Here is a 22594-nt window from a genome sequence, read left to right on the forward strand (position 1 = left end):
CCCGTGGACCCGGCAGAGTTGCTCGCCCTCGACGGGCGGCACGTGTGGCACCCGTACGGCCCGATGCCGGGTCGAGTGCCGCCCCTGCTGGTCGAAGAGGCCGCCGGGGTTCGCCTGAAGCTGCACGACGGCCGCGAGCTGATCGACGGCATGTCGTCCTGGTGGGCAGCCATTCACGGCTACCGCCACCCGGCGCTCGACGCCGCGCTCGCGGCTCAGGCGAGCCGGATGAGTCACGTCATGTTCGGCGGCCTCACCCACGAGCCCGCGGTCCGGCTCGCCACGAAGCTGGTCGAGCTGACCCCGCCCGGGCTGGAACACGTCTTCCTGTGCGACTCCGGCTCGGTCTCGGTCGAGATCGCGATCAAGACGGCCGTCCAGTACTGGCGCTCGGCGGGCCGTCCGGCGAAACGCCGCCTGCTGACCTGGCGCGGCGGCTACCACGGCGACACCTTCCACCCGATGAGCGTGTGCGACCCCGACGGCGGCATGCACTCGCTGTGGCGAGGGATCCTCCCGGAGCAGGTGTTCGTGCCCGCGCCACCGTCCGGATTCGGCACCCCGCCGCGGCGGTCCTATCTGGACACGCTGGCCGCGGCGATCGAACGGCACGCCGGTGAGCTGGCCGCGGTGATCGTCGAACCCGTCGTGCAGGGCGCCGGCGGTATGCGCTTCCACCATCCCGGCTACCTGCGGGCGCTGCGCGAGCTGACCGAGGTCCACGACGTCCTGCTGATCTTCGACGAGATCGCGACCGGCTTCGGCCGCACCGGTGCGTTGTTCGCCGCGGACCACGCACAGGTGACCCCGGACGTGCTGTGCCTCGGCAAGGCGCTCACCGGCGGTTACCTCACGATGGCGGCGACCCTGTGCACGCCACGGGTCGCCGAAGGCATCTCGCGGGGCGCGGTTCCGGTGCTCGCGCACGGCCCGACGTTCATGGGCAACCCGCTCGCGGCGGCGGTCGCGGGAGCGTCGGTCGACCTGCTGCTCAGCCGGGACTGGCGGGCCGAGGTGCGTGGTATCGAGGCGGGCCTGCGGGCCGGGCTCGCTCCCGCGTCGCGGATCGAGGCCGTCACCGATGTCCGGGTGCTGGGCGCGATCGGCGTGATCCAGCTGGACCACGCGGTGGATATGGCGAAGGCGACCGCGGCGGCGGTCGAAGCCGGGGTGTGGCTGCGGCCGTTTCGCGATCTGGTCTACGCGATGCCGCCGTACCCCTGCTCGGCGGCGGAGATCGGGGCGGTCGCCGAGGCGATGATCGCCGTCGCGCGGGTGGCCTGAGAGTCAGATAGCCGCCACCGTGAATATTTCACCCGATCCGGTGTGAGCGAAGCCACTGCGCGCACGCCTGACTACCGTTGGTCGTCTTTCCGGTCGCTCTTCCGACGTTGTGGTGACCTGGGTCACGCACACTGATGGAACGTTTTTGTCACATGATCACGCATCTGTGATGACCCTTTGTGAACAAGACGTGAGAATTTCTTTGCATACCGGACATTTGCGGCACTCTTCGGTATCTCTGGAGCTACGGGCCGTCACTGGGGCCGGTCCTGCCCGCTGCATCCCTCACTTGCTGGCACCTCACCGGAGGCGTGAATGATTGACAACTCTGCCCAGGAGCGTGAGCACGCTCCGCCCCGCTCGTGGCGGTCCGCGCTGGACAACCTCCGCCACGACGTCCCGGCCTCGCTGGTCGTCTTCCTGGTCGCGATCCCGCTGTCGCTGGGCATCGCGCTCGCCTCGGGCGCGCCCATCGTCGCCGGCCTGATCGCCGCGATCGTCGGTGGCATCGTCGCGGGTGCGCTCGGCGGGTCCGCGCTGCAGGTCAGTGGCCCCGCGGCCGGGCTGACCGTGATCATGGCGGAGACGATCAACGAGTTCGGCTGGGCCGCCACCTGTGCCATCACCGTGCTGGCAGGCGGGCTGCAGATCCTGCTCGGGCTGAGCCGGATCGCGCGCGCCGCGCTGGCCCTGTCGCCCGCCATCGTGCACGGCATGCTGGCGGGTATCGGTGTCACGATCGTGCTGGCGCAGCTCCACATCGTCCTCGGCGGCAGCGCGCAGAGCTCGCCGGTCGACAACCTGCTGCAGCTGCCCGCGCAGATCCTCGACCCGCACGGTCCCGCCACGCTGATCGGCCTGATCACCATCGGCATCCTGCTGGCGTGGGGCAAGCTGCCCGCCGCGGTGCGCAAGGTGCCCGGTCCGCTGGCCGCGATCGTGGCCGTCACCGTGCTGTCGCTGGTGCTGGACATGAACGTGTCCAGGGTGGACGTTCCGGGCAACGTGCTGGACCTGGGCTTCGTGCCGGACTTCCCGGATACCGGCTGGTTCGACTTCGGCGTCGCGGTCGTCACCATCGCGCTGGTCGCGAGCGTCGAGAGCCTGCTCTCCGCCGTGGCCGTGGACAAGATGCACACCGGCCGCCGTGCCAACCTCAACCGCGAACTGATCGGCCAGGGCTCGGCGAACATGGTCTCGGGTTCGCTGGGCGGTCTGCCGGTCACCGGCGTGATCGTGCGCAGCTCCACCAACGTCCAAAGTGGAGCCCGCACGCGTGCCTCCGCGGTGCTGCACGGACTGTGGGTGCTGCTGTTCGTCGCCGTGCTGGCCGGGCTGCTGCGCAACATCCCGCTCGCCGCGCTCGCCGGCCTGCTCGTGCACGTCGGCGCGAAACTGGTCAACCTCAACCACATCAAGCAGGTGCTCAAGCACGGTGACCTGCCCGTCTACCTGGTCACCCTGACCGGTGTCGTGGCGATCGACCTGCTCTCCGGTGTCCTGATCGGTGTCGCGGTGGCGGCGCTGATGATGCTGCGCAGGCTGCTGTGGTCCGGCATCCACGCCGAACGGGATGGCGACAAGTGGCGCGTCGTCGTGGAGGGTGCGTTGTCCGCGCTCTCGATCCCGCGCCTGACCACGGTTCTCGGCGGCATCCCGCGGGGGACGACGGTGACGCTCGAACTCGTCGTGGACTACCTCGACCACGCCGCGTTCGACACGCTGTCGGCCTGGCAGCACTCCCACGAGGAAGCCGGTGGTCAGGTGATCGTGGACGAGATCGGGCACCCGTGGTTCGAGCGCGGCAAGGCCGGTGAGCCGACCGTGCACAAGGGCAGGGCCCAGCGGATCGTGCCGCGCTGGTTCGCGCCGTGGTCGGACTGGCAGCGGGCATCGGAGGAGACCCCGGCCGAGGTGCCCGAGCAGCGCGCGCCACGGGACAGCTCCATGCGCAGGGGCATGGTGGAGTTCGAGCGCCGCACCTCGGAGCTGGTCCGGCCGATCCTGGGCAAGCTGGCCGACACGCAGAACCCGGAGACGCTGTTCATCACCTGCGGTGACGCGCGGATCGTGCCGAACCTGATCACCAGCAGCGGGCCGGGCGACCTGTTCACGGTGCGCAACATCGGCAATCTGGTGCCCGACCACGCGACCTGCGCGGACGGTTCGGACACCTCGATCGGCGCCGCGGTCGAGTTCGCGGTCGACGTGCTCAAGGTGCGCGAGATCGTGGTGTGCGGGCATTCCTCGTGTGGCGCGATGAAGGCGCTCCTGGGCGGTGCGCCGGAGGGTGCGCCCGCCTTGCGGTCCTGGCTCAGGCATGCGGAGCCGAGCCTGGCGCGGGCCGAGTCGCACGCGCCGATCCGGATCGGGGAGTCGCTGCCCGCCTCGGAGGCCGACCAGCTGGCGCTGCACAACGTGCTGGAGCAGCTGGACCGGTTGCGGGAGTACCCGTCGGTCGCGGCCGCCGAGGCACGCGGCGAGCTCGACCTGGTGGGCATGTACTTCCAGGTGGGCGACGCGCGGGTGCACCTCTACGACCCGGAGGCGGACGCGTTCGTGTCGGCCGGCGGGACCGTGGCCGTGCGGCAGGAGGGCAACCGGATCGTGACTCCCTAGTCAGACGCCGGAAAGCCGGTCAGCCGGCGCCGGTATTACTGTCGGATCCCGTGAGCGTGCTGGTGGTGACCGGGACCGGAACCGGCGTCGGCAAGACCGCGGTGACAGCGGCCGTCGTCGCGCTCGCGCGCGACGACGGTCAGCGGGTCGCGGTGCTGAAACCCGCGCAGACCGGCGTGGGGCCGGACGAGCCGGGTGACGTGGCCGAGGTGGTTCGCCTGGCAGGCGATGTCACGACGCGCGAGCTGCGCCGGTACCCCGACCCGCTCGCGCCCGACGTCGCCGCGCGGCGCAGCGGGATCGCGCCGGTGGGGCCGGTGGAGGCCGCGCGGGCGGCGAGCGAGCTGGACCAGACCCACGATCTGGTGGTCGTCGAGGGCGCGGGCGGCCTGCTGGTCCGGTTCGACGCCGACGGCGCCACCCTGGCCGACGTCGCGTGGGCGTTGTCCGCTCCGCTGCTCGTGGTCGCGGAGGCCGGGCTCGGCACCTTGAACGCGACGGCACTGACCGCCGAGGTGGCGACCGCGCGCGGGCTGAACGTGCTCGGCGTGGTGATCGGCTCGTGGCCGGAGAAACCCGGCCTCGCCGCGCTGTGCAACGTCTCCGACCTGCCCGTCGCCGCCGGGGCACCGCTGCTCGGCGCGCTGCCGGCCGGCGCGGGAAGCCTGGACCGGGCCGCGTTCCTGGAGACGGCCAGGGCCGCCGTGTCGCCCTGGTTCGGCGGCGACTTCGACGCGGACCGGTTCGAGAAGGGCCTGTCCACGTAGACGTGACGTGCGTCGCATCGCGGACGGTCGCACTCCGGCACCATGAGCGCCGACCACCACGAGGAGGAGACCGCGATGACCGCAGCCCCCGGACGGACCGGCGTCCTCGCGCAGGCGCGCGAGCAGGTGCTCGACCGCGGCGAGGGACTGTCGCAGGAGCAGGTGCTGGCCGTGCTGCGGCTGCCGGACGAGCACCTGCCGGATCTGCTCGCCCTCGCCCACGAGGTGCGGATGCGCTGGTGCGGGCCGGAGGTGGAGGTCGAGGGCATCGTCAGCCTGAAGACCGGCGGCTGCCCCGAGGACTGTCACTTCTGTTCGCAGTCCGGCCGGTTCCCCTCGCCGGTGCGTTCCGCGTGGCTGGACATCCCGGGCCTGGTCAAGGCGGCGCGGCAGACCGTGGAGACCGGGGCGACCGAGTTCTGCATCGTCGCCGCGGTGCGCGGCCCGGACTCCCGCCTGCTGTCCCAGGTGCGCGAGGGCATCGACGCCATCCGCGCCGACGGCAACGACATCCGGATCGCCTGCTCGCTGGGCATGCTGACGCGGGAGCAGGTCGACGAGCTGGTCGCGATGGGTGTGCACCGGTACAACCACAACCTGGAGACCGCGCGTTCGCACTTCCCGGCGGTCGTCACCACGCACTCGTGGGAGGAGCGGTGGGAGACGTTGCGGATGGTGGCCGCGGCGGGCATGGAGGTGTGCTGTGGCGGCATCATCGGGATGGGCGAGACCGTCGAGCAGCGCGCCGAGTTCGCCGTGCAGCTCGCCGAGCTCCGCCCGCACGAAGTGCCGGTGAACTTCCTCATCCCGCAGCCGGGCACCCCCTACGAGGACTTCGACATCGTCGAGGGTCGCGACGCATTGCGGACCGTGGCGGCGTTCCGCCTCGCGATGCCGCGGACGATGCTGCGCTTCGCGGGCGGGCGCGAGCTGACGCTCGGCGACCTCGGCGCCGAGCAGGGCATGCTCGGCGGTATCAACGCGATCATCGTCGGCAATTACCTGACCAACCTCGGCCGCCCGGCGCGGCAGGACCTGGACATGCTGCGTGACCTGCGGATGCCGGTGAAGGCGCTGAGCGAGACGTTGTGACCGCGCCGTTCTGCGTCCACTGTGGCCGTGCCGCGGACGACGGCGAGCACGCGCCCTGCCGCACCTCGCGCACGGCGCTGGAACCGCCTCGGTTCTGCGCCGCCTGCGCCCGCCGGATGGTCGTCCAGGTGACCCCGATGGGCTGGGACGCGCGATGCAGCCGACACGGTGCGTACACGAGTGAGGAGACCGGCTAACCTCGGTCCGTTGCGATCACGCGGAACGGAAGGGGGCGCGGTGGCCGACTCGTCGCCCGTGCGGACCACACCGGGAGCACGCGGCCCGGAGCTGCCTGCCGTCCTGTTCACGCGCAGGCCCCCGCGCCCGCGCGTCATCGTGAAGGCCGACCTGCTGCCCGCGGTCAGCGTGCTGTCGCTGATCGGTGTGGTCGGCATCCCACTGGGGTGGCTCTGGTCGCGCCTCGCGCCCGCCGAGCACGTGCGCGTGTTCGACGCCGGGCAGCTCATCCCACTGCAGCTGGAGAGCTGGCACCGCTTCGACGGTCTGGCGGTCTACGCGCTGCTGGGTTTCGCCGCGGGCCTGGTCACGGGCGTCGGGGTCTGGATGCTGCGGGAGCGGCGAGGACCGGTGGTGCTGGTCGCCGCCGTGCTGGGCGGGCTGCTCGCCGCGTGGCTCGGCACCCAGATCGGCGTCGCGTTCGCCAATAGCCACTACGCCGTCACCACCACACCCGCCGTCGGTGACGTGATCGCGCGTGCTCCGCGCATCGAGTCGATGTGGGTCCTGGTGACGCAGCCGCTGGCCACGGCGCTGGTGTACGGCCTGCTCGCGGGCTGGAACGGCCGTGACGACCTGGGCCGCCGACTGGGCTGAGCACACTTCGGGCAAACACGCGAAACGGCCGGGACCCTCGCGGGGTCCCGGCCGTTTCCGTGGTTCAGGTGTCTCAGGCCACCTCGGCGCGCCGGCGGGACTGGCGGATCAGGCTCCGCCGCTCCTGCTCGGTGGTGCCGCCGAAGATGCCGTTGTCGAGACCGGCGTCCAGTGCGTAGGCCAGGCATTCGGCGCGCACCGGACAGCTTGCGCACACCGCCTTGGCCCGTGCGACCTGCCGGGCGCCCGGGCCCATCTCGGACACGGGGAAGAACAGTTCAGGGTCCTCGTCCCGGCAGGCGGCACGAGCGTGCCAGTTGATCGCGTCACGGCTCATGGCGTGCCGCCTCCTTCCTTCGTTTGCGTGTTGTCGCCGGCGCTCCAGGCACCGGCAAGGGGATGAGCGCGCAGAAGTGCCCATCTGGTTCTTGCCGCTTGTCTGGGGTTGCCACGCCGGGCTCGGATCACACGCGTTGATCCGGCGGGCTGGTGGCAGGGGCTGTTGCCAGCGCCGAAGGTCCAACGATACCAGGAAGATCGATGTTCCCGGCGACCTGCGGAAACGTTGTGGCCAGCGTCTCAGTTCAGACTGGCGGGCAGTCCCAGCTGGATCAGCTCGGGTGGGGGAGCGGGCACGGCACGCAGCTTGCTGAGGAAGCCCGCCTCCCGCCGCAGCACCCGGCTCACCATCCGCAGGCGGCGCAGCGGCTGCGTCTCCTCCAGCAGCCGCTGCCGGTCGCCCAGCGGCAGCAGGCAGTCGGCGGCCAGGAGGTAGGACAGCGGTCCGGGGCCGGTCTCCGGACCGGGGACCGGCCAGCTGTCGCGGTGCCACGCGGCGTCGCAGTACGCGGCGTGCGCGGAGAGCGCCGCGTCGCGCAGGCCCTCCACGGCGCGTCCGGCGCCGTCCGGCAACGGGGCGTCGTCGACCCATTGGACGGTGCCGACGAGGTACGGGGCGCGGCCGTTGTCGATTTCGAGCAGGCGGAAGCGCCGCTCGCCGCGGGTGACGATGTCGAAGCGGCCGTCGGGCAGCCGTTCGCTGTCGCCGAGCAGGGCCGTGCAGCCGATCGCGTGCACGTGGTCGGGGGACTCGACCTCACGCACGCCGGAGGACCTCATCGCGATGATCCCGAACCGCCGGTCCGGCACCGTGCCGGTCATCAGGTCGACCGCGAGCTGGCGGTAGCGCGGCTCGAACAGGTGCAGTGGCAACGTCGCGCCGGGCAGCAGAACGGTCTGCAGCGGGAAGAGGGGAATGGTCTCTGTCACGCTTTCCTGCCGCTCCGCATCCACGGATACACGGTACGTCGATCCGGTGGTTCTCGCTCTCCGTCGGTTCAGCGTCGCCGGGGCGGCGGGCGGAACACCGCGAACGGGTCCGTCACTTCGATGCCGTTCCCGGTGAAGGAGAACAGCGCGGCGGGGCGCCCTCCGGTGCGGCCGGACGGCGCGGTGTCGCCGGTGGGGGACAGCAGTCCGCGCCGGGACAGCACGCGCTGCAGGTTCGTGGCGTCGACCTTGTAGCCCAGCGCCGCGGAGTACAGCTCGCGCAGGGCCGAGATCGTGAATTCGCGGGGCGCGAGCGCGAAGCCGACGTTGGTGTAGGACAGCTTGGAGCGCAGGCGATCGCGGGCGCGCACCACGATGTCGTGGTGGTCGAACGCGGTACGCGGCAGGTCGGCGACCGGGTGCCAGCGGGTGTCCTCGGGCACTTCCGGGTCGACACCGGAGGGGACCAGCCCGAGGAAGGCGGTGGCGACCACGCGTGGTCCGGGCACGCGGTCGGGTGCGCTGAACACGGCCAGCTGTTCGACGTGGGTCAGCTGGCGGATGTCGACCTTTTCCGCGAGCTGGCGGCGGATCGAGGTTTCCACGTCCTCGTCCGGCCGGAGCCGCCCGCCGGGCAGCGACCAGCGTCCGACGTGCGGATCCAGCGCGCGGCGCCACAGCAGGACCTGCAGTGTGGCGGAACGCACTTGAAGTACCGCCGCCAAAACCTCGTGTGCCAGTGGGGCGCTGCTGTTAATATGGCTTCGCACGGTTTTCGATTATAAGGCGAAAACCAGCGACGGGTCCAGGAGGGCCGATGACTGCAGCAACTGTGCAGGACCTGACCCCGTTCGGCGGTGTCGAGCCGGACGAGGCGTGGGCGGAAGAGGTGCGCACGCTGGCGCGGGAGCGGGATGCCGTGCTGCTGGCGCACAACTACCAGGCGCCGGCGATCCAGGACATCGCCGACCACACCGGGGACTCCCTCGCGCTGTCCCGGATCGCCGCCGCCAGTGACGCGTCGACCATCGTGTTCTGCGGCGTGCACTTCATGGCCGAGACGGCGAAGATCCTGGCGCCGGAGAAGACGGTGCTGATCCCCGACGCACGGGCGGGCTGCTCGCTGGCCGACTCCATCACGGGCGCTCAGTTGCGCGAGTGGAAGGCGCAGCACCCCGGCGCGGTGGTGGTGTCCTATGTGAACACCACGGCCGAGGTCAAGGCGGAGACCGACATCTGCTGTACGTCGTCCAACGCGGTCGACGTGGTGGCCTCGATCCCGGCCGACCGTGAGGTTCTGTTCTGCCCGGACCAGTTCCTCGGCGCGCACGTCAAGCGCAAGACGGGGCGGGAAAACCTGCGCATCTGGGCGGGCGAATGCCACGTGCACGCCGGGATCAACGGCCCGGAGCTGGCCGATCGCGCCGCCGCGAACCCGGACGCGGACCTGTTCATCCACCCCGAGTGCGGCTGTGCCACTTCGGCGCTCTACCTCGCGGGCGAGGGCACGCTGCCCGCGGACCGGGTGAAGATCCTGTCCACCGGCGACATGGTGCACGAAGCCCGCGCCACCAAGGCGAAGTCGGTACTGGTGGCCACCGAGGTGGGCATGCTGCACCAGCTGCGCAAGGCCGCGCCGGGCATCGACTTCCGCGCGGTCAACGACCGGGCGTCGTGCACCTACATGAAAATGATCACGCCCGCCGCGCTGCTGCGCGGGTTGCGGGAAGGCGCCGACGAGGTGCACGTGGATCCGGAAACCGCCGCCAGGGCCCGTGCCTCGGTGCGGCGGATGATCGAGATCGGGCAGCCGGGCGGCGGCGAATGACGGTTACCGACGATCAGACGAAAACCTGGTACTGGGAAGCGGCAGCGGATCTGGTCGTGGTCGGCACCGGAGTGGCCGGGCTGACCGCGGCGATCCGGGCGCGGGAACTCGGCCTGCGCGTCCTGGTCGTCACGAAGGCGGCGGTCGGGGACGGCAACACGCGCTGGGCCCAGGGCGGTGTGGCGGTGGTGCTCGACGGCGAGCACGACGAGGGTGATTCCGTCGCACGGCACGTCGACGACACGCTGCTCGCGGGCGCCGGACTGTGCGACGCCGGCGCGGTGGCGGCCATCCTGGCCGGCGGCCCCGGCGCGGTGTCCTGGCTGCGGTCGGCCGGTGCGGCGTTCGATCCCGGCGCGGACGGGCTGGCCCGCGCCCGCGAGGGCGGGCACAGCGCGTTCCGGGTCATCCACGCCGGCGGGGACGCGACCGGCGCCGAGGTCGAGCGGGCGCTCGTCGCGGAGGCCACCGGCCGTCGCCTGCCCGTACTGGAGCGGCACATCGCGGTCGACGCCCTGCGCACGCCCCGGGGTGACGTGGCCGGGGTGACCGTCCTCGATCCGGAGGGGCGCCGCGGTGTGCTGCGGGCGCCCGCGGTGCTGCTCGCCACCGGCGGAATGGGCCAGCTGTACCAGGCCACGTCGAATCCGGAGATCGCGACGGGCGACGGTGTCGCGCTCGCATTGCGGGCCGGTGCGGTTGCCGCGGACCTGGAGTTCGTGCAGTTCCACCCGACCGTGCTCTACACGCCGGGCGCCCGCGGCCGGTGCCCGCTGGTCACCGAAGCGGTTCGTGGTGAGGGAGCGGTGCTCGTCGACGGGGCGGGGGCGTCGGTGATGCAGGGCGTGCACCCGCTGGGCGACCTCGCGCCGCGCGACGTCGTGTCCGGTGCGATCACGCGCCGCCTCGCGTCGGCGCCGGGCGGGATCGACGACCACGTGTTCCTCGACGCGACCTCGGTTCCCGGGTTCGCCCGCCGGTTCCCGACGGTCTTCGCGGCCTGCCGCGCGATCGGGGTGGACCCGGCCCGCGATCCCATCCCGGTCAGCCCGGCCGCGCACTTCGCGTGCGGCGGGATCGTGGCGGGCGCGGACGGCCGCACCGGGGTCGCCGGGCTGTACGCGGCGGGCGAGGTCGCGCGGACCGGTTTGCACGGCGCGAACCGGCTGGCGTCCAACAGCCTGCTGGAGGGGCTGGTCACCGGACGCGCGGCGGCCGGGGCCGTGGCCGCGGATCTCGCCGCGGACCGGCTCGGCGACCCGAAGCAGGCGGTCGCACCCGCGTGGGGGCGGGTGCGGATCGCCGAGCGGGACGCGGTGCAGCGCGCGATGAGCCGGTACGCCGCGATCGGCCGGGACGCCGAAGGTCTTGCCGTGGCCGGTTCCGTGCTCGATCTGTCGACATCGGACCGTCCACTGCGGATGCACGCCGACGTCGAGGACGCGGCGCTCACCCTGGTGGCGCAGGCACTCCTGGCCGCGGCGGCCCACCGCGCCGAGTCCCGCGGCTGCCACGTGCGCGCCGACCACCCCGCACGCGACGACGTGCGGTGGCAGCGCAGCCAGCTCATCCGGCTGAACCCCTCGGGGCAGCCGGTGCTCGCCGACCCTGTGGTGACGGAGGAAGTGGCATGACCCTGGACCTGGAGGACGTCCGCCGCGTCGTGGAGACCGCGCTGGGCGAGGACCTGCGGTACGGGCCGGACGCGACGACGGCCGCCACGGTCCCGGCCGGGGCGAGCGCGGTCGCCGAGCTGACCCCGCGCGCCGACGGCACGCTCGCCGGCGGTCCGGTGGCGCTCGCGGTGTTCGACGCCGTGCTGGGCACCGGATACGAGGTGATCAGCCTGCTGGAGGACGGCGCCCGGCTCGTCGCGGGGCAGCCCGCGCTCGTCGTGCGCGGGCCGGTGCGAGGTCTGCTCACCGCCGAGCGGACCGCGCTGAACCTGCTCTGCCACCTGTCGGGGGTGGCGACGGCGACGAACGCATGGGTGTCCGCTGTGGACGGTACCGGGTGCGGGATCCGCGATTCCCGCAAGACGTTGCCGGGTCTGCGGCTGCTGGAGAAGTACGCGGTGCGGTGTGGCGGCGGGGTGAACCACCGGATGGGCCTCGGCGACGCCGTGCTCATCAAGGACAACCACGTGGTCGCCGCGGGATCGGTCACCGCCGCGCTGGCGGCCGCCCGTGAGCACGCGCCGGAGCTCGCGTGCGAGGTCGAGGTGGACACGCTGGACCAGCTCGCCGAGGCCCTCGACGCGGGTGCCGACGAGGTCCTGCTGGACAACTTCACGCCGGAGCAGTGCGCGGAAGCCGTGCGGCGCAAGGACGAGCTGTCACCCAAGACCCGGCTGGAGGCATCCGGAGGGTTGCGGTTGGCGAACGCCCGTCCCTACGCCGAGACCGGCGTGGACTTCCTGGCGGTCGGCGCGCTGACCCACTCCGCACCCGCGCTCGACCTCGGAATGGATCTTCGCTGAGCCCTGTCCCGGCCTAGGATCGGGGCATGGCGGCCGATTTCCTGATCACCCTGCTGCGCAAGGGGGCGGGGGTGCTCGCGTCGACGCCTCGTGAGCTGCCGGGCGAAATCGACGACCCGGAGCCGGTGTCCGCGATCAAGCGGATGAGCGCGGTCGCGGCGAGCAGCACCGACGGACCGCGCGAATCGCTGATGGTACGCGCCACGCGGTATGCCGTGCTGCTGCCGCTGGTGTACCGGATCGGGACACTGCCGATCGCGTGGGCGTGGCTGGTGACCGCGCACGGCACGGTTCCGGTGGTGACGGCGGTGACCTGGTTCGCCGTCCTGGCGAACCTGGCCGGGCTGGCGTGGGTGCTGCGGGTGCCCGACCGCAGCGGGCGGATGACGGCGGTGCTGCTGGCCGCCGACCTGGTGTTCGCGGTCGTGGCCGGGGTGGCGGTGAGCGCGGCCGCCCCGGCCCCGTTGTACTGGCCGGCGTCGTGGGTGCCGTTCCTGAACTGGACGGGCACGGTCGGGCTGTGGACGATGTGCCGCGGTGTGCCCGCCGGGCTGGCCCTGGTGGTGCTCGGGGTGCCGGTGCAGGTGGGGTTGCTTGCGCTCGGCGGGCAGCTGTCGATGTGGGTTCCGGCGCTGGTCAGCGGCTCCGGCACGATGCTGGTCGCGGTGGTGGTGGCCGCCGGGACGCTGGTGCTGCTGGGGGTCGCGACGCGGCTGGCGCTGGCGATCGGGATGCGGCTCGGGGTGGCGGGCGAACGGTCGCGGACCGAGCGGGCACTGCACGACACGGTGCTGCAGACGCTCGAAGCGATGGCGATGCGCCGTCCGGGTGACTCGGCTGCTCAATTGGAGCAGGTGCGCGCGCAGGCCCGGGCGCAGGCCAGTGAGCTGCGCCGGGGACTGGGCACGCCGGGCAGCACACCGGACAGCCTGGCCACCGAACTGACCGGGTTGGCGACGGAGATGGCGCGGGAAGGCTTGCGCGCGCAACTGGCGCTGTCCGACCTGGCCGACGACACGTTGAGCGAGGCCCGCCGGGCGGCGGTCCGCGATGCGACGCGTGAGGCGTTGCGCAACACACTCAAGCACGCCGGGACGCGCGAGGTGGTGATGCGCCTGGCCGAGCACGACGGGGGAATCGCGGTGGTGGTGCGTGACCACGGCGTCGGATACGACGCAGGGGCGCGGCCGGCCGGGTTCGGCGTGAGCGAGTCGATGAGGGCGCGCTTGACCGAGGCGGGCGGCTGGTGCCGGATCGATTCGGAGCCGGGGCGGGGGACTCGGGTCACCTTGTGGGTGCCGCGCTAGGCAGTGACAACGGTGGATGCTGCTCCGCCTTCGGGGGGGGAGACCGGTGTCGCGCAGTGCGTCGTTCCCCCAGCTCAACCGCGCTAGAACGGCAGGTGCGCGTTCGTCTCCTTGACCAGCTCCGCCAGTTCCGGCAGCTCCCGCACCTCGCGCCCGGCCGCACGCAGGGTTTCGGCTCCCACGCAGTCCACGAAGACGCTCGGCTCGCGCCAGGCGAACACCACCCGTGGGATGCCGGCGTCGAGGATGTGCTGGGTGCACGTGACCGGCCGCGAAGACCGTGCGCTGCACGGCTCCAGCGACGAGTAGATCGTCGCGGCCCGGGGTTTGGCCGGGCCCAGCTTGGCGATCGCGACCTCTTCCGCGTGGTCGTGCGGGTCCGTTTCGCCCGAGTAGCCGGTCGCCAGCACCTGGTCGTGCGCGTCCACGACGATCGCGCCGACCCGGAACGTCGTCGAGGGCGGGCAGTTGTCCGCGAGCGCGATAGCCTCCCGCAGCCGCCGCTGATCCCGCGCCGCCTGGCCCAGGTGGTAGCGCATGAACACGACGTCGCCGATCCGGCGGGTCTCGGTCAGCTGCAGCCGTCCCGGCGGAAACCGGCCGGGGCCGACGAACCTCGGCGCCGCGGCCTCGCCCACGAACACCGGCGCGACCGCCAGGTGCAGCTCATCCACCACGCCCGCGGTGAGGAACAGCGTGTGCACCGCTCCGCCGCCCTCGACCATCAGCCGCTCCACACCGCGCCCGGCCAGGTCGGCCAGCACGCGATGCAGGTCGAGCGGGTCACCGCCGTCGACGACCGTCGCCACCGGCCCGAGCCGCGCCCGCGCTGACGGGACCGCCGCGGCGGAGGTGTAGACCAGCTTGTCCACGTCGCCGGTGGTGAAGAACCTCGCCGACGGGTCGAGATCGCCGCTCTCGGTGATCGTGACCTTCGCCGGGTTCCCGCCCCCCGACCGCACCAGCAGTCGCGGATCGTCGGTGCGGATCGTGCCCGCGCCGACCAGGATCGCGTCCACCCCCGCGCGCACGTCGTCCACGCGCGCGAAGTCCTCCTCATTGGACAGCAGGAGACGCTGGTCGCTGGTGTCGTCGAGGTAGCCGTCGAGGGAGACCGCCGCGGAGGCGACGACGTAGGGGCGCTTGCTCACTTCCCGAGTCTGCCATCCCGGATTCCGGACCGCGTTGACACGGAAGCCGCTGGGCACTTTCGTGCGGAGTGGAACTCATCGCACCGGGGGTCTGTTGTGTCGAACGCCGCCGCGGTACTCGCCGCCATCCGCCGCGAGGGGCCCCTGTCCCGCGCCGCGATCGCGGAGCTGACGTCGCTGAGCATGCCGACGGTCAGCCGCCAGGTGACCGCGCTCGCCGAAGCACGGCTGGTGCGGGACGTGCCGGACCTGTCCCGGTCGGGCGCGGTCGGCCGTCCGCGCGTCCCGGTCGACCTCGACGACAGCGTGCTCGCCGCGTGCGGCGTGCACATCGGGGTCCGCACGACCACGTTCGGCATGGTCGACCTGCGGGGCGGTTTGGTCGGCAGTGAAAAAATCCCCACGCCACGGGGTGGTGCGGAGGATGGGCTCGCGTTCCTCGTCGCGAAGGTCCGCGCGTTCCTGCGCCGCTGGCGGGACCGCCGGATCGTCGGGCTCGGGCTCGCCACCGGCGGACAGGTCGATATCGCCCGCGGACTGGTCACGCACGAGCGGCTGGGCTGGCACCGGGTCCCGGCCGGCGCCGCACTGGCGCGGGGGACCGGGCTGCCGGTGCACGTCGACGGGCACGTGCCCGCGATGGCGCACGCCGAACTGCTGTTCGGCGAGGGCAAGCAGTACCCGAGCCTGCTCTACTTCTACGCGCGGCAGGTCGTCGGCACGGCGATCGTCGTCGACGGCGTCCTGCACCGCGGCCCCGGTCAGGCAGGCACGGTCGCGCACCTGCCGGTCGGCGGCGACGTGCGCTGCCCGTGCGGGCGCACCGGCTGCCTCGAAGCGACCGTCAACGCCCAGACCGACCGGGGCGCCTTCGCCGAGCGGGCGGCGACGATGGGCCGCGCGGTGGCGTTGCTGCGCGACGTCGTCAACCCGGACCAGGTCGTCCTCGGCGGCCAGAACATCACCGACGCGCCCGAGCACCTGGCCACCCTGCTGCACACCTTCGCGGCGACGACCGCGCTGCCCGGAACCGACCTGGTGACGGTCACCAGGTTCGGCCCGGACGTGCAGGCCGTCGCCGCCTGCACCGGCGCGCTGGCCGCCGTGTTCGCCGACCCGACACCGCTGATGGGTTAGACGCCCGCGGTGCCGCGGATCCAGTCGCGGTTGGCGGCCACGCTGGCGTAGTTCTGCGTGCCGTTGATGTCCGAACCGGAGTTCTCGCCGGTCGAGCACACGCCCACCTGCTTGCCGTCGGCGAGCTGCGGGCCCCCCGAGTCGCCGTGCCAGGACGAGCCGTCGACGCCGCGGCTGGCGATCGCCTCACCGTTGTAGGCGTCCGAGCTCGTGCCGGTCACCTCGACCGTCGCGGTCTTGAGCGTGTCCGACGGCGGGCTGTCGTTCTCGGTGCGGCCCCAGCCGTAGATCTCGTTGGTGTCGCCCGGCGACGGCGCCGCGTCGGCCAGCTCCATGTACGTGGTGTCGACCGAGCTGGTCAGGTGCAGCAGCGCCATGTCCCCGTCCGGCGAGGCGACCTGCCGGTCGACATCGGCCCCGGTGCCCTCGCCGAGTGCCACATCCCCGACCTTCACGTGCATTCCGGGCTCGTTCAGACAATGCTGCGCGGTCAACACCCACTGCGGTGCGATAATCGTGCCGGAGCATTCGAAACCGTCGAAAGCGGTCGCGTCGTCCCAGTAGATCTGCGCGCCCCACGGTGCGGAGGAAACCGTGCTGCCCCCGATGATCAGGGGTGTCGCGGCCTCCGCTGTGGCCAGTCCGGACGTGGCGAGTGCGGCCGCCGCCGCGATCGTCGCGATCGATTTGCGCATGACGAATTTCCCTCCCGCGCATTGTGGTGATTCCCCGGTGACAACGAAGAACCTATTTCTCGGACAGCGGCGCGGGGAACCTACGGAAGTTGGTGATTTCCCGACATCAGCTCCATGCGGGTCGCCGGTGGCGTCAAGCGCCACGACTGCCGCATGGGGCCAGGTTCTAGCCGGGCAGGGCGAGCGGCAGGGTGCGGCGCACCGCGGAGGCGTGCCGTCCGTAGAGCGGCACGACCGGCACTCCGAGGTCCCGCGTGCGGGGCGGGCGCCGGGAGCCGGCGTAGCGCGCCAGTCGCAGCGTCACCTCGTCCGTGAGTCGCCCGAAACGGTTGCGCCGCAAGGTGTACGAGGTGACCGTCAGTGCCGCGCCGTCGGAGGTCGTGGTCAGCAGCACGGGCACGTCTTCGCGGGTCAGCGGCGCGAACCCGGCCTGCGTGACGCCCCCGGCCGACCACGACCGCCACCCGTCGGTGATCGGGGTGCGGGAGGGGAAGTCGGTGCCGAGGCTGGCGCGCAGTTCGGTCGCGAGTTCGCCGGCCTCCAGCAGCGTGCTGCCGTACCCGGCCTTGGCGAGGGCGCCCATCAGTGCCAGCGCGGCCCTCGTGGTCGCGCGCAGCTCGCCGGGCTCACCGCCGCCGCGGGCCAGCGCGGCCAGCGGCGCGTCGTGCTCGCGGAAGCGCACGGCCACCAGGTACGTCCGCTCACCGAAACTGGTGCGCACCAGCAGTTGCGCGCCCGACAACGGGATCTCCGGGTTCTCGCAGGCGGCCCGCAGGAGGTCGAGGACCCGCGCCACGTCCGGCTCGACGCCCGCACGCAGCCGGATGACCGCGGTCCAGCCGTCGCCGACCCCGGCCACGCCGAACCGGTTCCCGGCGCGGTCGACGTGCTGCCGCAACCGGAAGTCGTGCGCGAGCACCCGCAGCGGATCGGCGGCCTGGCGGCGTTCGTCGTGCTGGAGCAGCCGGTAGGACACCCACGTCAGCGCCCAGCCGGCCAGGTGCCGTCCCGCGAACCGCACCGACGTGCCGGCGACGACCACGAGCGCCAGCGCGGTGACGACGAGCTTCGCGGGCAGCACGCCCTGGACGGCGAGGAGGACCGCGATCAGCGCGCACTCCCAGACCGCGATCTGCGCGAAGGAGATCGGCAGCACGAACGGCGCCACGGTGATCCGGCGGGTCCGGGGTGCTCGGGGGCCGGTCCCGCCACCGGCGGAGACCCCCGCGTCGGCAGCGGTCAACTCGCTTCTCCTTGCTCCTGGTACAGAATAAACGCGGAACCGGTATCCGCTGCCGGGAAAAATGCCCACAGGGAGTGAGGTCCCATGGCCGCGAACGAGGGCGGGCCCATCCGGGTCGGCGTCATCGAGGACCACCCGCTGTACCGCTACGCGGTGGCGAACGTGCTGTCCGCCGCGCCCGACGTCGAGCTGGGCCCCGTCGCGGAATCGGTCGCCGACTTCGCCACCGCCCAGGAGCCCGGCGGCTGCGTGGTGGTGCTCGACCTCAAATTGCGCGGCGTGACGGACTCGCAGGCGGTGCAGGAGGTGGTGCGGATGGGGCACAAGGTGCTGGTGGTCTCCGCGCATGCCGGCCAGGACGAGGTGCTCGGCGCGATCTCCGCGGGCGCCCGCGGATACCTGTCGAAGGACGCCGACGGTGACGACATCCTCCACGCGATCCGCGAAATCGCCGCGGGCAACTCCTACGTGTCGCCGACGCTCGCGTCCTACCTGCTGGACTCCACCCGGCCGCGCGCCGGTGTGAAAAGCGTCCTGTCCGACCGCGAACGCCAGGTGCTGTCCCTGGTCGCCGCGGGCGAACGGGACGCCGACATCGCCGAGACGATGTCGATCAGCGTCCGCACCGTGCGCTCCTACCTCGACCGCATCCGCGACAAGACGGGCCGTCGCCGCCGCCCCGAACTCACCCGGCTGGCCATCGAAGAGGGGATGGCCTAAAGCCGCCGGTTGGCCAGTGCGCCCGTCGCGTTGCGGGCCTTGTCCGTGACCTCCGGGTCCACGTCCACGACCACCGATTCCGGCCCCGCGCCCAGCTGGGCGCGCACGCGCCCGAACCCGTCGGCCACGGTCGAGTACCCGATGCCCGTCGGCGCCTTCGGGTTCACCTCGACGCCCGCGGCCACCGGATCCGCCTGCCCGCAGCCCAGCACCCAGCAGCCGGAGTCGAGCGCCCGCGCCCGCACCAGCACCTCCCACTGGTCGCGCTTGCCCTCGCCCGCACCCCACGACGTGGGCAGCACGACCGCGGACGCGCCCCGGTCGGCCAGCGCGCGGAACAGCTCCGGGAACCGCACGTCGTAGCAGGTGGCGAAGCCCAGCGTGACGCCGTCGACCTGGACCGTCACCGGCTCTCCGCCCGGCGCGACCGTGTCGGACTCGCGGAAGCCGAACGCGTCGTAGAGGTGGATCTTGTGGTAGCCGGTGTGGTGCCCCAGCCCGGTGATGAGCAGTGTGTTGCGCACCCGGCCGTCCTCGTGCGGGGTGAACATGCCCGCCACCACCAGCACACCGTGCTCGTCCGCGATCGAGGCCACCGACTTGGCCCACGGCCCGTCCAGCGGCTCAGCGACCGGCCCGAGCGGCACCCCGAACCGCGCCATCGCGGCCTCCGGGAACACGACGACCCTGGCGCCCTCGCCCGCCGCGCGCGCCACGCCCTCGCGTATCGGGGCCAGGTTCTCCGCGGGCTCGGCACTCGATGTGAGCTGGCACAAGCCGATCCGGAGCACGGGCTACCTCCCTGGTCGTCGTCAAGGTTCCAACTCGTACCCTAGACCCATGTTGAACCGTATCGACCTGCGCGGACGCGTGCCCTCCGCCACCGAACTCCGAGCCACGCTCCCGCGTGCCGAGATCGACGTGGACGCGGCGCTGCATCAGGTCCGCCCGGTGGTCGACGCGGTTCGCGAGCGCGGGGTCGAGGCGGTGCTGGAGTACACCGAGAAGTTCGACAGGGTGCGCCCGTCGAGCGTCCGCGTGCCGCGCGAGGAGATCCAGTCGGCGCTGACCAGGCTCGACCCTGCCGTGCGCGCCGCGCTGGAGGAGTCGATCGCCCGCGCCCGCACGGTGCACGCCGACCAGCGCCGCGCCGACGTGACCACCACGGTCGTCGAGGGCGGCACGGTCACCGAGCGCTGGGTGCCGGTCGAGCGCGTCGGCCTGTACGCGCCCGGCGGCCTGGCCGTGTACCCGTCGAGCGTGGTGATGAACGTCGTCCCGGCGCAGGTCGCGGGCGTCGGCTCGCTGGTGCTGTGCTCGCCGCCGCAGGCCGAGTTCGGCGGGCTCCCGCACCCGACCACCCTGGCCGCCGCCGCGCTGCTGGGTGTCGACGAGGTGTGGGCGGCAGGCGGCGCGCAGGCCGTGGCGCTGCTGGCCTACGGCGGCACCGACACCGACGGCGCCGAGATGGTCCCGGTCGACCTGGTCACCGGGCCGGGCAACATCTACCTGACCGCCGCCAAGCGCCTGCTGCGCGGCCTGATCGGCATCGACTCCGAGGCGGGCCCGACCGAGATCGCGATTCTGGCCGACGAGAGCGCCGATCCGGTGCACGTGGCCGCCGACCTGGTGAGCCAGGCCGAGCACGACCCGCTCGCCGCGAGCGTGCTGGTCACCACGTCGGAGGAGCTGGCCGACGCGGTCGACCGCGAGCTGGACCAGCGCGTCGCCGCCACGAAGCACACCGAGCGCATCGGTGACGCGTTGCGCGGCAGGCAGTCCGGCACCGTGCTGGTGTCCACTGTGGATGACGGGTTGCGGGTCGTGGACGCCTACGCGGCCGAGCACCTGGAGATCCAGACGGCCGACTCGCGCGCGGTCGCGGCGCGGGTGCGCAACGCGGGCGCGGTGTTCGTCGGCGCGTACGCCCCGGTGTCCCTCGGGGACTACTGCGCGGGCTCGAACCACGTGCTGCCCACCGGCGGCTACGCGCGGCACTCCTCGGGCCTGTCCGTGCAGAGCTTCCTGCGCGGCATCCACGTCATCGACTACAGCGAAGCGGCGCTGCGCGAGGTGGCCGGCAAGGTCGTCTCGCTCGCCAACGCCGAAGACCTGCCCGCGCACGGGGAAGCCGTGACGGCGCGCTTCCCGGGAGGAGCCGAGTGAGTTCCGACGACATCCGACTGGAAGACCTGCCGCTGCGCGAGGACCTGCGGGGCCGCAGCCCCTACGGCGCGCCGCAGCTGGACGTCCCGGTCCGGCTCAACACCAACGAAAACCCGTACCCGCCGCCGCGGGCCCTGGTCGACGACGTCACCGAGGCCGTGCGCGAGGTGGCCGCTGGCCTGCACCGCTACCCGGACCGCGACGCGATCGCGCTGCGCCAGGACCTCGCCGCATACCTGTCCGGCGCGACGGGCGTGCCGCTGACCGAGCGGAACCTGTGGGCCGCCAACGGGTCCAACGAGGTGCTGCAGCAGATCCTGCAGGCGTTCGGCGGTCCCGGCCGCAGCGCGCTGGGTTTCGAGCCGTCGTATTCGATGCACCCGATCATCGCGGCGGGCACCCGCACCGACTGGGTCGCGACGCCGCGCCGGGACGACTTCACGCTCGACACCGGCGCGGCGGCGAAGATCGTCGCCGAGCGCGGGCCCGACGTCGTGTTCGTGACCAGCCCGAACAACCCGACCGGCGGGTCGATCCCGTTCGACGAGCTGGAACCGGTGCTGCGCGCCGCGCCGGGCATCGTCGTGGTGGACGAGGCGTACGCGGAGTTCTCGTCGCAGCGCAGCGCGGTCGAGCTGATCGAGACCTACCCGGCGCAGCTGATCGTGTCGCGCACGATGAGCAAGGCGTTCGCGTTCGCCGGCGGCCGCCTCGGCTATCTCGCGGCCGCCCCGGCGGTGATCGACGCGTTGCAGCTGGTGCGCCTGCCCTACCACCTGTCGCTGCTGACGCAGGCGGCCGCGCGGGCGGCGCTGCGGCACGCGGACGAGACGCTGGCGACGGTCGCCAAGCTGGCCGCCGAGCGCGAGCGCGTCGTCGAAGGGCTGCTGGGCCTGGGCTTCACGCCGGTGCCCAGCGACGCGAACTTCATCCTGTTCGGCCGCTTCGCCGACGCGAAGGCGAGCTGGCAGGCCTATGTGGACAACGGGGTGCTGATCCGCGACGTCGGCATCGAGGGGCACCTGCGGGTGACCGTCGGCACCCCGGAGGAGAACGACGCCTTTCTGGCGGCGAGCAAGGAGGTCCCGCGGTGAGCCGGGTCGGCAAGGTTTCCAGGACCACCAAGGAGTCCTCGATCACCGTGGTGGTCGACCTCGACGGCACCGGGCAGGTGGAGGTGTCCACCGGCGTGCCGTTCTACGACCACATGCTCAACTCGTTCGGCGTGCACGGGTCGCTCGACCTGAAGATCGACGCGACGGGTGACATCGAGATCGACGCGCACCACACGGTCGAGGACACCGCGATCGTGCTGGGGCAGGCGATCCGCCAGGCCCTGGGCGACAAGGCGGGCATCCGCCGCTTCGGCGACGCGTGGATCCCGATGGACGAGACGCTGGCCCACGCCGCGATCGATGTGTCCGGTCGCCCGTACTGCGTCCACGTGGGGGAGCCGGAGCAGTTCACCACGTTCACCATCGGCGGCAACTACCCGTTCGTGCTGACCCGCCACGTGTTCGACTCGCTGTCGTTCCACGCGCAGATCGCGCTGCACGTGCGGGTCATCCACGGCCGCGACCCGCACCACATCGCCGAGGCCCAGTACAAGGCCGTCGCCCGCGCACTGCGGGCCGCGACCGAGCCGGACCCGCGCGCGGGCGGCATCCCGTCCACGAAGGGTGTCCTGTGAGCAAGGAGCTCGTGGCCGTTCTCCTGCTGGCGCTGGGCGGGTTCCTCGTCGGCGGCGTCTACAGCACGTGGAAGACGGCCAAGGTGCTGGCGGGCTTGTTGCTCGTCGCAGCACTCCTGGCCGTCGGTGGCGCCATCGCCTGGCTGGTGTCCTAGAACTGTTTCGGAAGTGGCTTGCGTGGCGGTGCGGGTGGCGGCCCCTCCCGCCTGCCCGCCACCGCCCTCAACGGACGCGCTCCGCGCGACCCCGCAGAATCAAACCCGCGGCGGTGCAAGTTGACGGCCCACCTCAAGCGGCTCCGCCGCTGAGGAAA

Annotated in this window: 23 protein-coding genes; 16 read left to right on the top strand and 7 right to left on the bottom strand. The window is 72.3% G+C overall.

Annotation, left to right across the window (positions count from 1 at the left end):
• Nucleotides 1-3 precede the first annotated feature (3 nt).
• From HNR02_RS18150 to HNR02_RS18170, 6 genes are all read left to right on the top strand, one after another.
• Nucleotides 4-1284, top strand: a complete 1281-nt coding sequence (locus tag HNR02_RS18150) for an adenosylmethionine--8-amino-7-oxononanoate transaminase (protein ID WP_179774334.1) — start codon at nt 4-6, stop codon at nt 1282-1284.
• Between the two features lie 315 nt (nt 1285-1599).
• Complete coding sequence (locus HNR02_RS18155) at nt 1600-3903, top strand: SulP family inorganic anion transporter (protein WP_179774335.1); 2304 nt, start codon at nt 1600-1602, stop codon at nt 3901-3903.
• A 50-nt stretch (nt 3904-3953) separates the two neighbouring features.
• A complete protein-coding gene (bioD, locus tag HNR02_RS18160) occupies nt 3954-4670 on the top strand; it encodes a dethiobiotin synthase (protein ID WP_179774336.1) in 717 nt (238 codons plus the stop codon).
• A gap of 75 nt (nt 4671-4745) precedes the next feature.
• Complete coding sequence (gene bioB / locus HNR02_RS18165; protein WP_179775984.1) at nt 4746-5762, top strand: biotin synthase BioB; 1017 nt, start codon at nt 4746-4748, stop codon at nt 5760-5762.
• Nucleotides 5759-5959 carry a biotin synthase auxiliary protein BsaP gene (bsaP, locus tag HNR02_RS35510; protein WP_312861045.1) on the top strand — a complete coding sequence of 67 codons (201 nt, stop codon included), beginning with the start codon at nt 5759-5761 and terminating at the stop codon, nt 5957-5959. Before bioB ends, bsaP begins: the two co-directional genes overlap by 4 nt.
• A 40-nt stretch (nt 5960-5999) precedes the next feature.
• The gene (locus HNR02_RS18170; RefSeq protein ID WP_179774337.1) at nt 6000-6596 is read left to right on the top strand and encodes a DUF2567 domain-containing protein; all 597 of its coding nucleotides are present in this window, start codon (nt 6000-6002) and stop codon (nt 6594-6596) included.
• A gap of 73 nt (nt 6597-6669) precedes the next feature.
• On the opposite strand, the gene HNR02_RS18175 is transcribed toward HNR02_RS18170, so the two are convergent.
• The 3 genes from HNR02_RS18175 to HNR02_RS18185 form a co-directional block, all read right to left on the bottom strand.
• Nucleotides 6670-6933 (bottom strand): WhiB family transcriptional regulator, encoded by a 264-nt coding sequence (locus HNR02_RS18175; protein ID WP_218902951.1) that lies wholly within the window; start codon nt 6931-6933, stop codon nt 6670-6672.
• 242 nt (nt 6934-7175) lie between these two features.
• Nucleotides 7176-7889, bottom strand: a complete 714-nt coding sequence (locus tag HNR02_RS18180; RefSeq protein ID WP_179774338.1) for an LON peptidase substrate-binding domain-containing protein — start codon at nt 7887-7889, stop codon at nt 7176-7178.
• A gap of 44 nt (nt 7890-7933) precedes the next feature.
• Nucleotides 7934-8605 (bottom strand): NUDIX hydrolase, encoded by a 672-nt coding sequence (locus HNR02_RS18185; RefSeq protein ID WP_218913969.1) that lies wholly within the window; start codon nt 8603-8605, stop codon nt 7934-7936.
• A 77-nt stretch (nt 8606-8682) separates the two neighbouring features.
• Here HNR02_RS18185 and nadA point away from each other — a divergent pair, with 77 nt between their 5' ends.
• The 4 genes from nadA to HNR02_RS18205 are packed head-to-tail and all read left to right on the top strand — an operon-like array spanning nt 8683 to nt 13479.
• Nucleotides 8683-9693, top strand: a complete 1011-nt coding sequence (gene nadA / locus HNR02_RS18190) for a quinolinate synthase NadA (protein ID WP_179774340.1) — start codon at nt 8683-8685, stop codon at nt 9691-9693.
• Complete coding sequence (locus tag HNR02_RS18195; protein WP_179774341.1) at nt 9690-11327, top strand: L-aspartate oxidase; 1638 nt, start codon at nt 9690-9692, stop codon at nt 11325-11327. Before nadA ends, HNR02_RS18195 begins: the two co-directional genes overlap by 4 nt.
• Nucleotides 11324-12172 carry a carboxylating nicotinate-nucleotide diphosphorylase gene (nadC, locus tag HNR02_RS18200; protein ID WP_179774342.1) on the top strand — a complete coding sequence of 283 codons (849 nt, stop codon included), beginning with the start codon at nt 11324-11326 and terminating at the stop codon, nt 12170-12172. Before HNR02_RS18195 ends, nadC begins: the two co-directional genes overlap by 4 nt.
• A 26-nt stretch (nt 12173-12198) precedes the next feature.
• Nucleotides 12199-13479 carry a sensor histidine kinase gene (locus tag HNR02_RS18205; RefSeq protein WP_179774343.1) on the top strand — a complete coding sequence of 427 codons (1281 nt, stop codon included), beginning with the start codon at nt 12199-12201 and terminating at the stop codon, nt 13477-13479.
• Nucleotides 13480-13562: 83 nt separating this feature from the next.
• Here HNR02_RS18205 and HNR02_RS18210 read toward each other — a convergent pair whose 3' ends face one another.
• Complete coding sequence (locus tag HNR02_RS18210) at nt 13563-14630, bottom strand: dihydrofolate reductase family protein (protein WP_179774344.1); 1068 nt, start codon at nt 14628-14630, stop codon at nt 13563-13565.
• A 96-nt stretch (nt 14631-14726) separates the two neighbouring features.
• Here HNR02_RS18210 and HNR02_RS18215 point away from each other — a divergent pair, with 96 nt between their 5' ends.
• Complete coding sequence (locus tag HNR02_RS18215; RefSeq protein ID WP_179774345.1) at nt 14727-15767, top strand: ROK family transcriptional regulator; 1041 nt, start codon at nt 14727-14729, stop codon at nt 15765-15767.
• Here HNR02_RS18215 and HNR02_RS18220 read toward each other — a convergent pair.
• Together HNR02_RS18220 and HNR02_RS18225 are read right to left on the bottom strand one after the other, a co-directional pair.
• A complete protein-coding gene (locus HNR02_RS18220; RefSeq protein ID WP_179774346.1) occupies nt 15764-16462 on the bottom strand; it encodes a S1 family peptidase in 699 nt (232 codons plus the stop codon). The two genes, HNR02_RS18215 and HNR02_RS18220, sit on opposite strands and share 4 nt — an antisense overlap.
• 166 nt (nt 16463-16628) lie before the next feature.
• Nucleotides 16629-17705, bottom strand: coding sequence for a type VII secretion protein EccE (locus HNR02_RS18225; RefSeq protein WP_179774347.1), 1077 nt, complete (start codon nt 17703-17705; stop codon nt 16629-16631).
• An 84-nt stretch (nt 17706-17789) separates the two neighbouring features.
• Here HNR02_RS18225 and HNR02_RS18230 point away from each other — a divergent pair, with 84 nt between their 5' ends.
• Nucleotides 17790-18425 carry a LuxR C-terminal-related transcriptional regulator gene (locus HNR02_RS18230; RefSeq protein WP_179774348.1) on the top strand — a complete coding sequence of 212 codons (636 nt, stop codon included), beginning with the start codon at nt 17790-17792 and terminating at the stop codon, nt 18423-18425.
• Here HNR02_RS18230 and HNR02_RS18235 read toward each other — a convergent pair.
• Complete coding sequence (locus HNR02_RS18235) at nt 18422-19216, bottom strand: carbon-nitrogen hydrolase family protein (protein ID WP_179774349.1); 795 nt, start codon at nt 19214-19216, stop codon at nt 18422-18424. The two genes, HNR02_RS18230 and HNR02_RS18235, sit on opposite strands and share 4 nt — an antisense overlap.
• Nucleotides 19217-19265: 49 nt before the next feature.
• On the opposite strand from HNR02_RS18235, the gene hisD reads away from it, so the two are divergent.
• From hisD to HNR02_RS18255, 4 genes are read left to right on the top strand one after another with little or no spacing between them, the layout of a single operon-like run.
• Nucleotides 19266-20591 (top strand): histidinol dehydrogenase, encoded by a 1326-nt coding sequence (hisD, locus tag HNR02_RS18240; protein ID WP_179774350.1) that lies wholly within the window; start codon nt 19266-19268, stop codon nt 20589-20591.
• On the top strand, nt 20588-21685 hold the full coding sequence (locus tag HNR02_RS18245) for a histidinol-phosphate transaminase (protein ID WP_179774351.1): 1098 nt from the start codon (nt 20588-20590) through the stop codon (nt 21683-21685). Before hisD ends, HNR02_RS18245 begins: the two co-directional genes overlap by 4 nt.
• Nucleotides 21682-22281, top strand: coding sequence for an imidazoleglycerol-phosphate dehydratase HisB (gene hisB / locus HNR02_RS18250; RefSeq protein WP_179774352.1), 600 nt, complete (start codon nt 21682-21684; stop codon nt 22279-22281). Before HNR02_RS18245 ends, hisB begins: the two co-directional genes overlap by 4 nt.
• Complete coding sequence (locus HNR02_RS18255; protein WP_179774353.1) at nt 22278-22436, top strand: CG2302 family histidine operon protein; 159 nt, start codon at nt 22278-22280, stop codon at nt 22434-22436. Before hisB ends, HNR02_RS18255 begins: the two co-directional genes overlap by 4 nt.
• Nucleotides 22437-22594: the final 158 nt, after the last annotated feature.

It is taken from the genome of Amycolatopsis endophytica (assembly GCF_013410405.1).
Taxonomy (GTDB): domain Bacteria; phylum Actinomycetota; class Actinomycetes; order Mycobacteriales; family Pseudonocardiaceae; genus Amycolatopsis_E; species Amycolatopsis_E endophytica.

What these genes read in the sequence shown, in the direction of transcription:
- HNR02_RS18155 (WP_179774335.1), top strand. Translation starts at nt 1,600, where the DNA reads ATGATTGACAACTCTGCCCAGGAGCGTGAGCACGCTCCGCCCCGCTCG.
- bioB (WP_179775984.1), top strand. Translation starts at nt 4,746, where the DNA reads ATGACCGCAGCCCCCGGACGGACCGGCGTCCTCGCGCAGGCGCGCGAG.
- HNR02_RS18175 (WP_218902951.1), bottom strand. Translation starts at nt 6,933, where the DNA reads ATGAGCCGTGACGCGATCAACTGGCACGCTCGTGCCGCCTGCCGGGAC.
- nadA (WP_179774340.1), top strand. Translation starts at nt 8,683, where the DNA reads ATGACTGCAGCAACTGTGCAGGACCTGACCCCGTTCGGCGGTGTCGAG.
- HNR02_RS18195 (WP_179774341.1), top strand. Translation starts at nt 9,690, where the DNA reads ATGACGGTTACCGACGATCAGACGAAAACCTGGTACTGGGAAGCGGCA.
- nadC (WP_179774342.1), top strand. Translation starts at nt 11,324, where the DNA reads ATGACCCTGGACCTGGAGGACGTCCGCCGCGTCGTGGAGACCGCGCTG.
- HNR02_RS18205 (WP_179774343.1), top strand. Translation starts at nt 12,199, where the DNA reads ATGGCGGCCGATTTCCTGATCACCCTGCTGCGCAAGGGGGCGGGGGTG.
- HNR02_RS18220 (WP_179774346.1), bottom strand. Translation starts at nt 16,462, where the DNA reads ATGCGCAAATCGATCGCGACGATCGCGGCGGCGGCCGCACTCGCCACG.
- HNR02_RS18230 (WP_179774348.1), top strand. Translation starts at nt 17,790, where the DNA reads ATGGCCGCGAACGAGGGCGGGCCCATCCGGGTCGGCGTCATCGAGGAC.
- hisD (WP_179774350.1), top strand. Translation starts at nt 19,266, where the DNA reads ATGTTGAACCGTATCGACCTGCGCGGACGCGTGCCCTCCGCCACCGAA.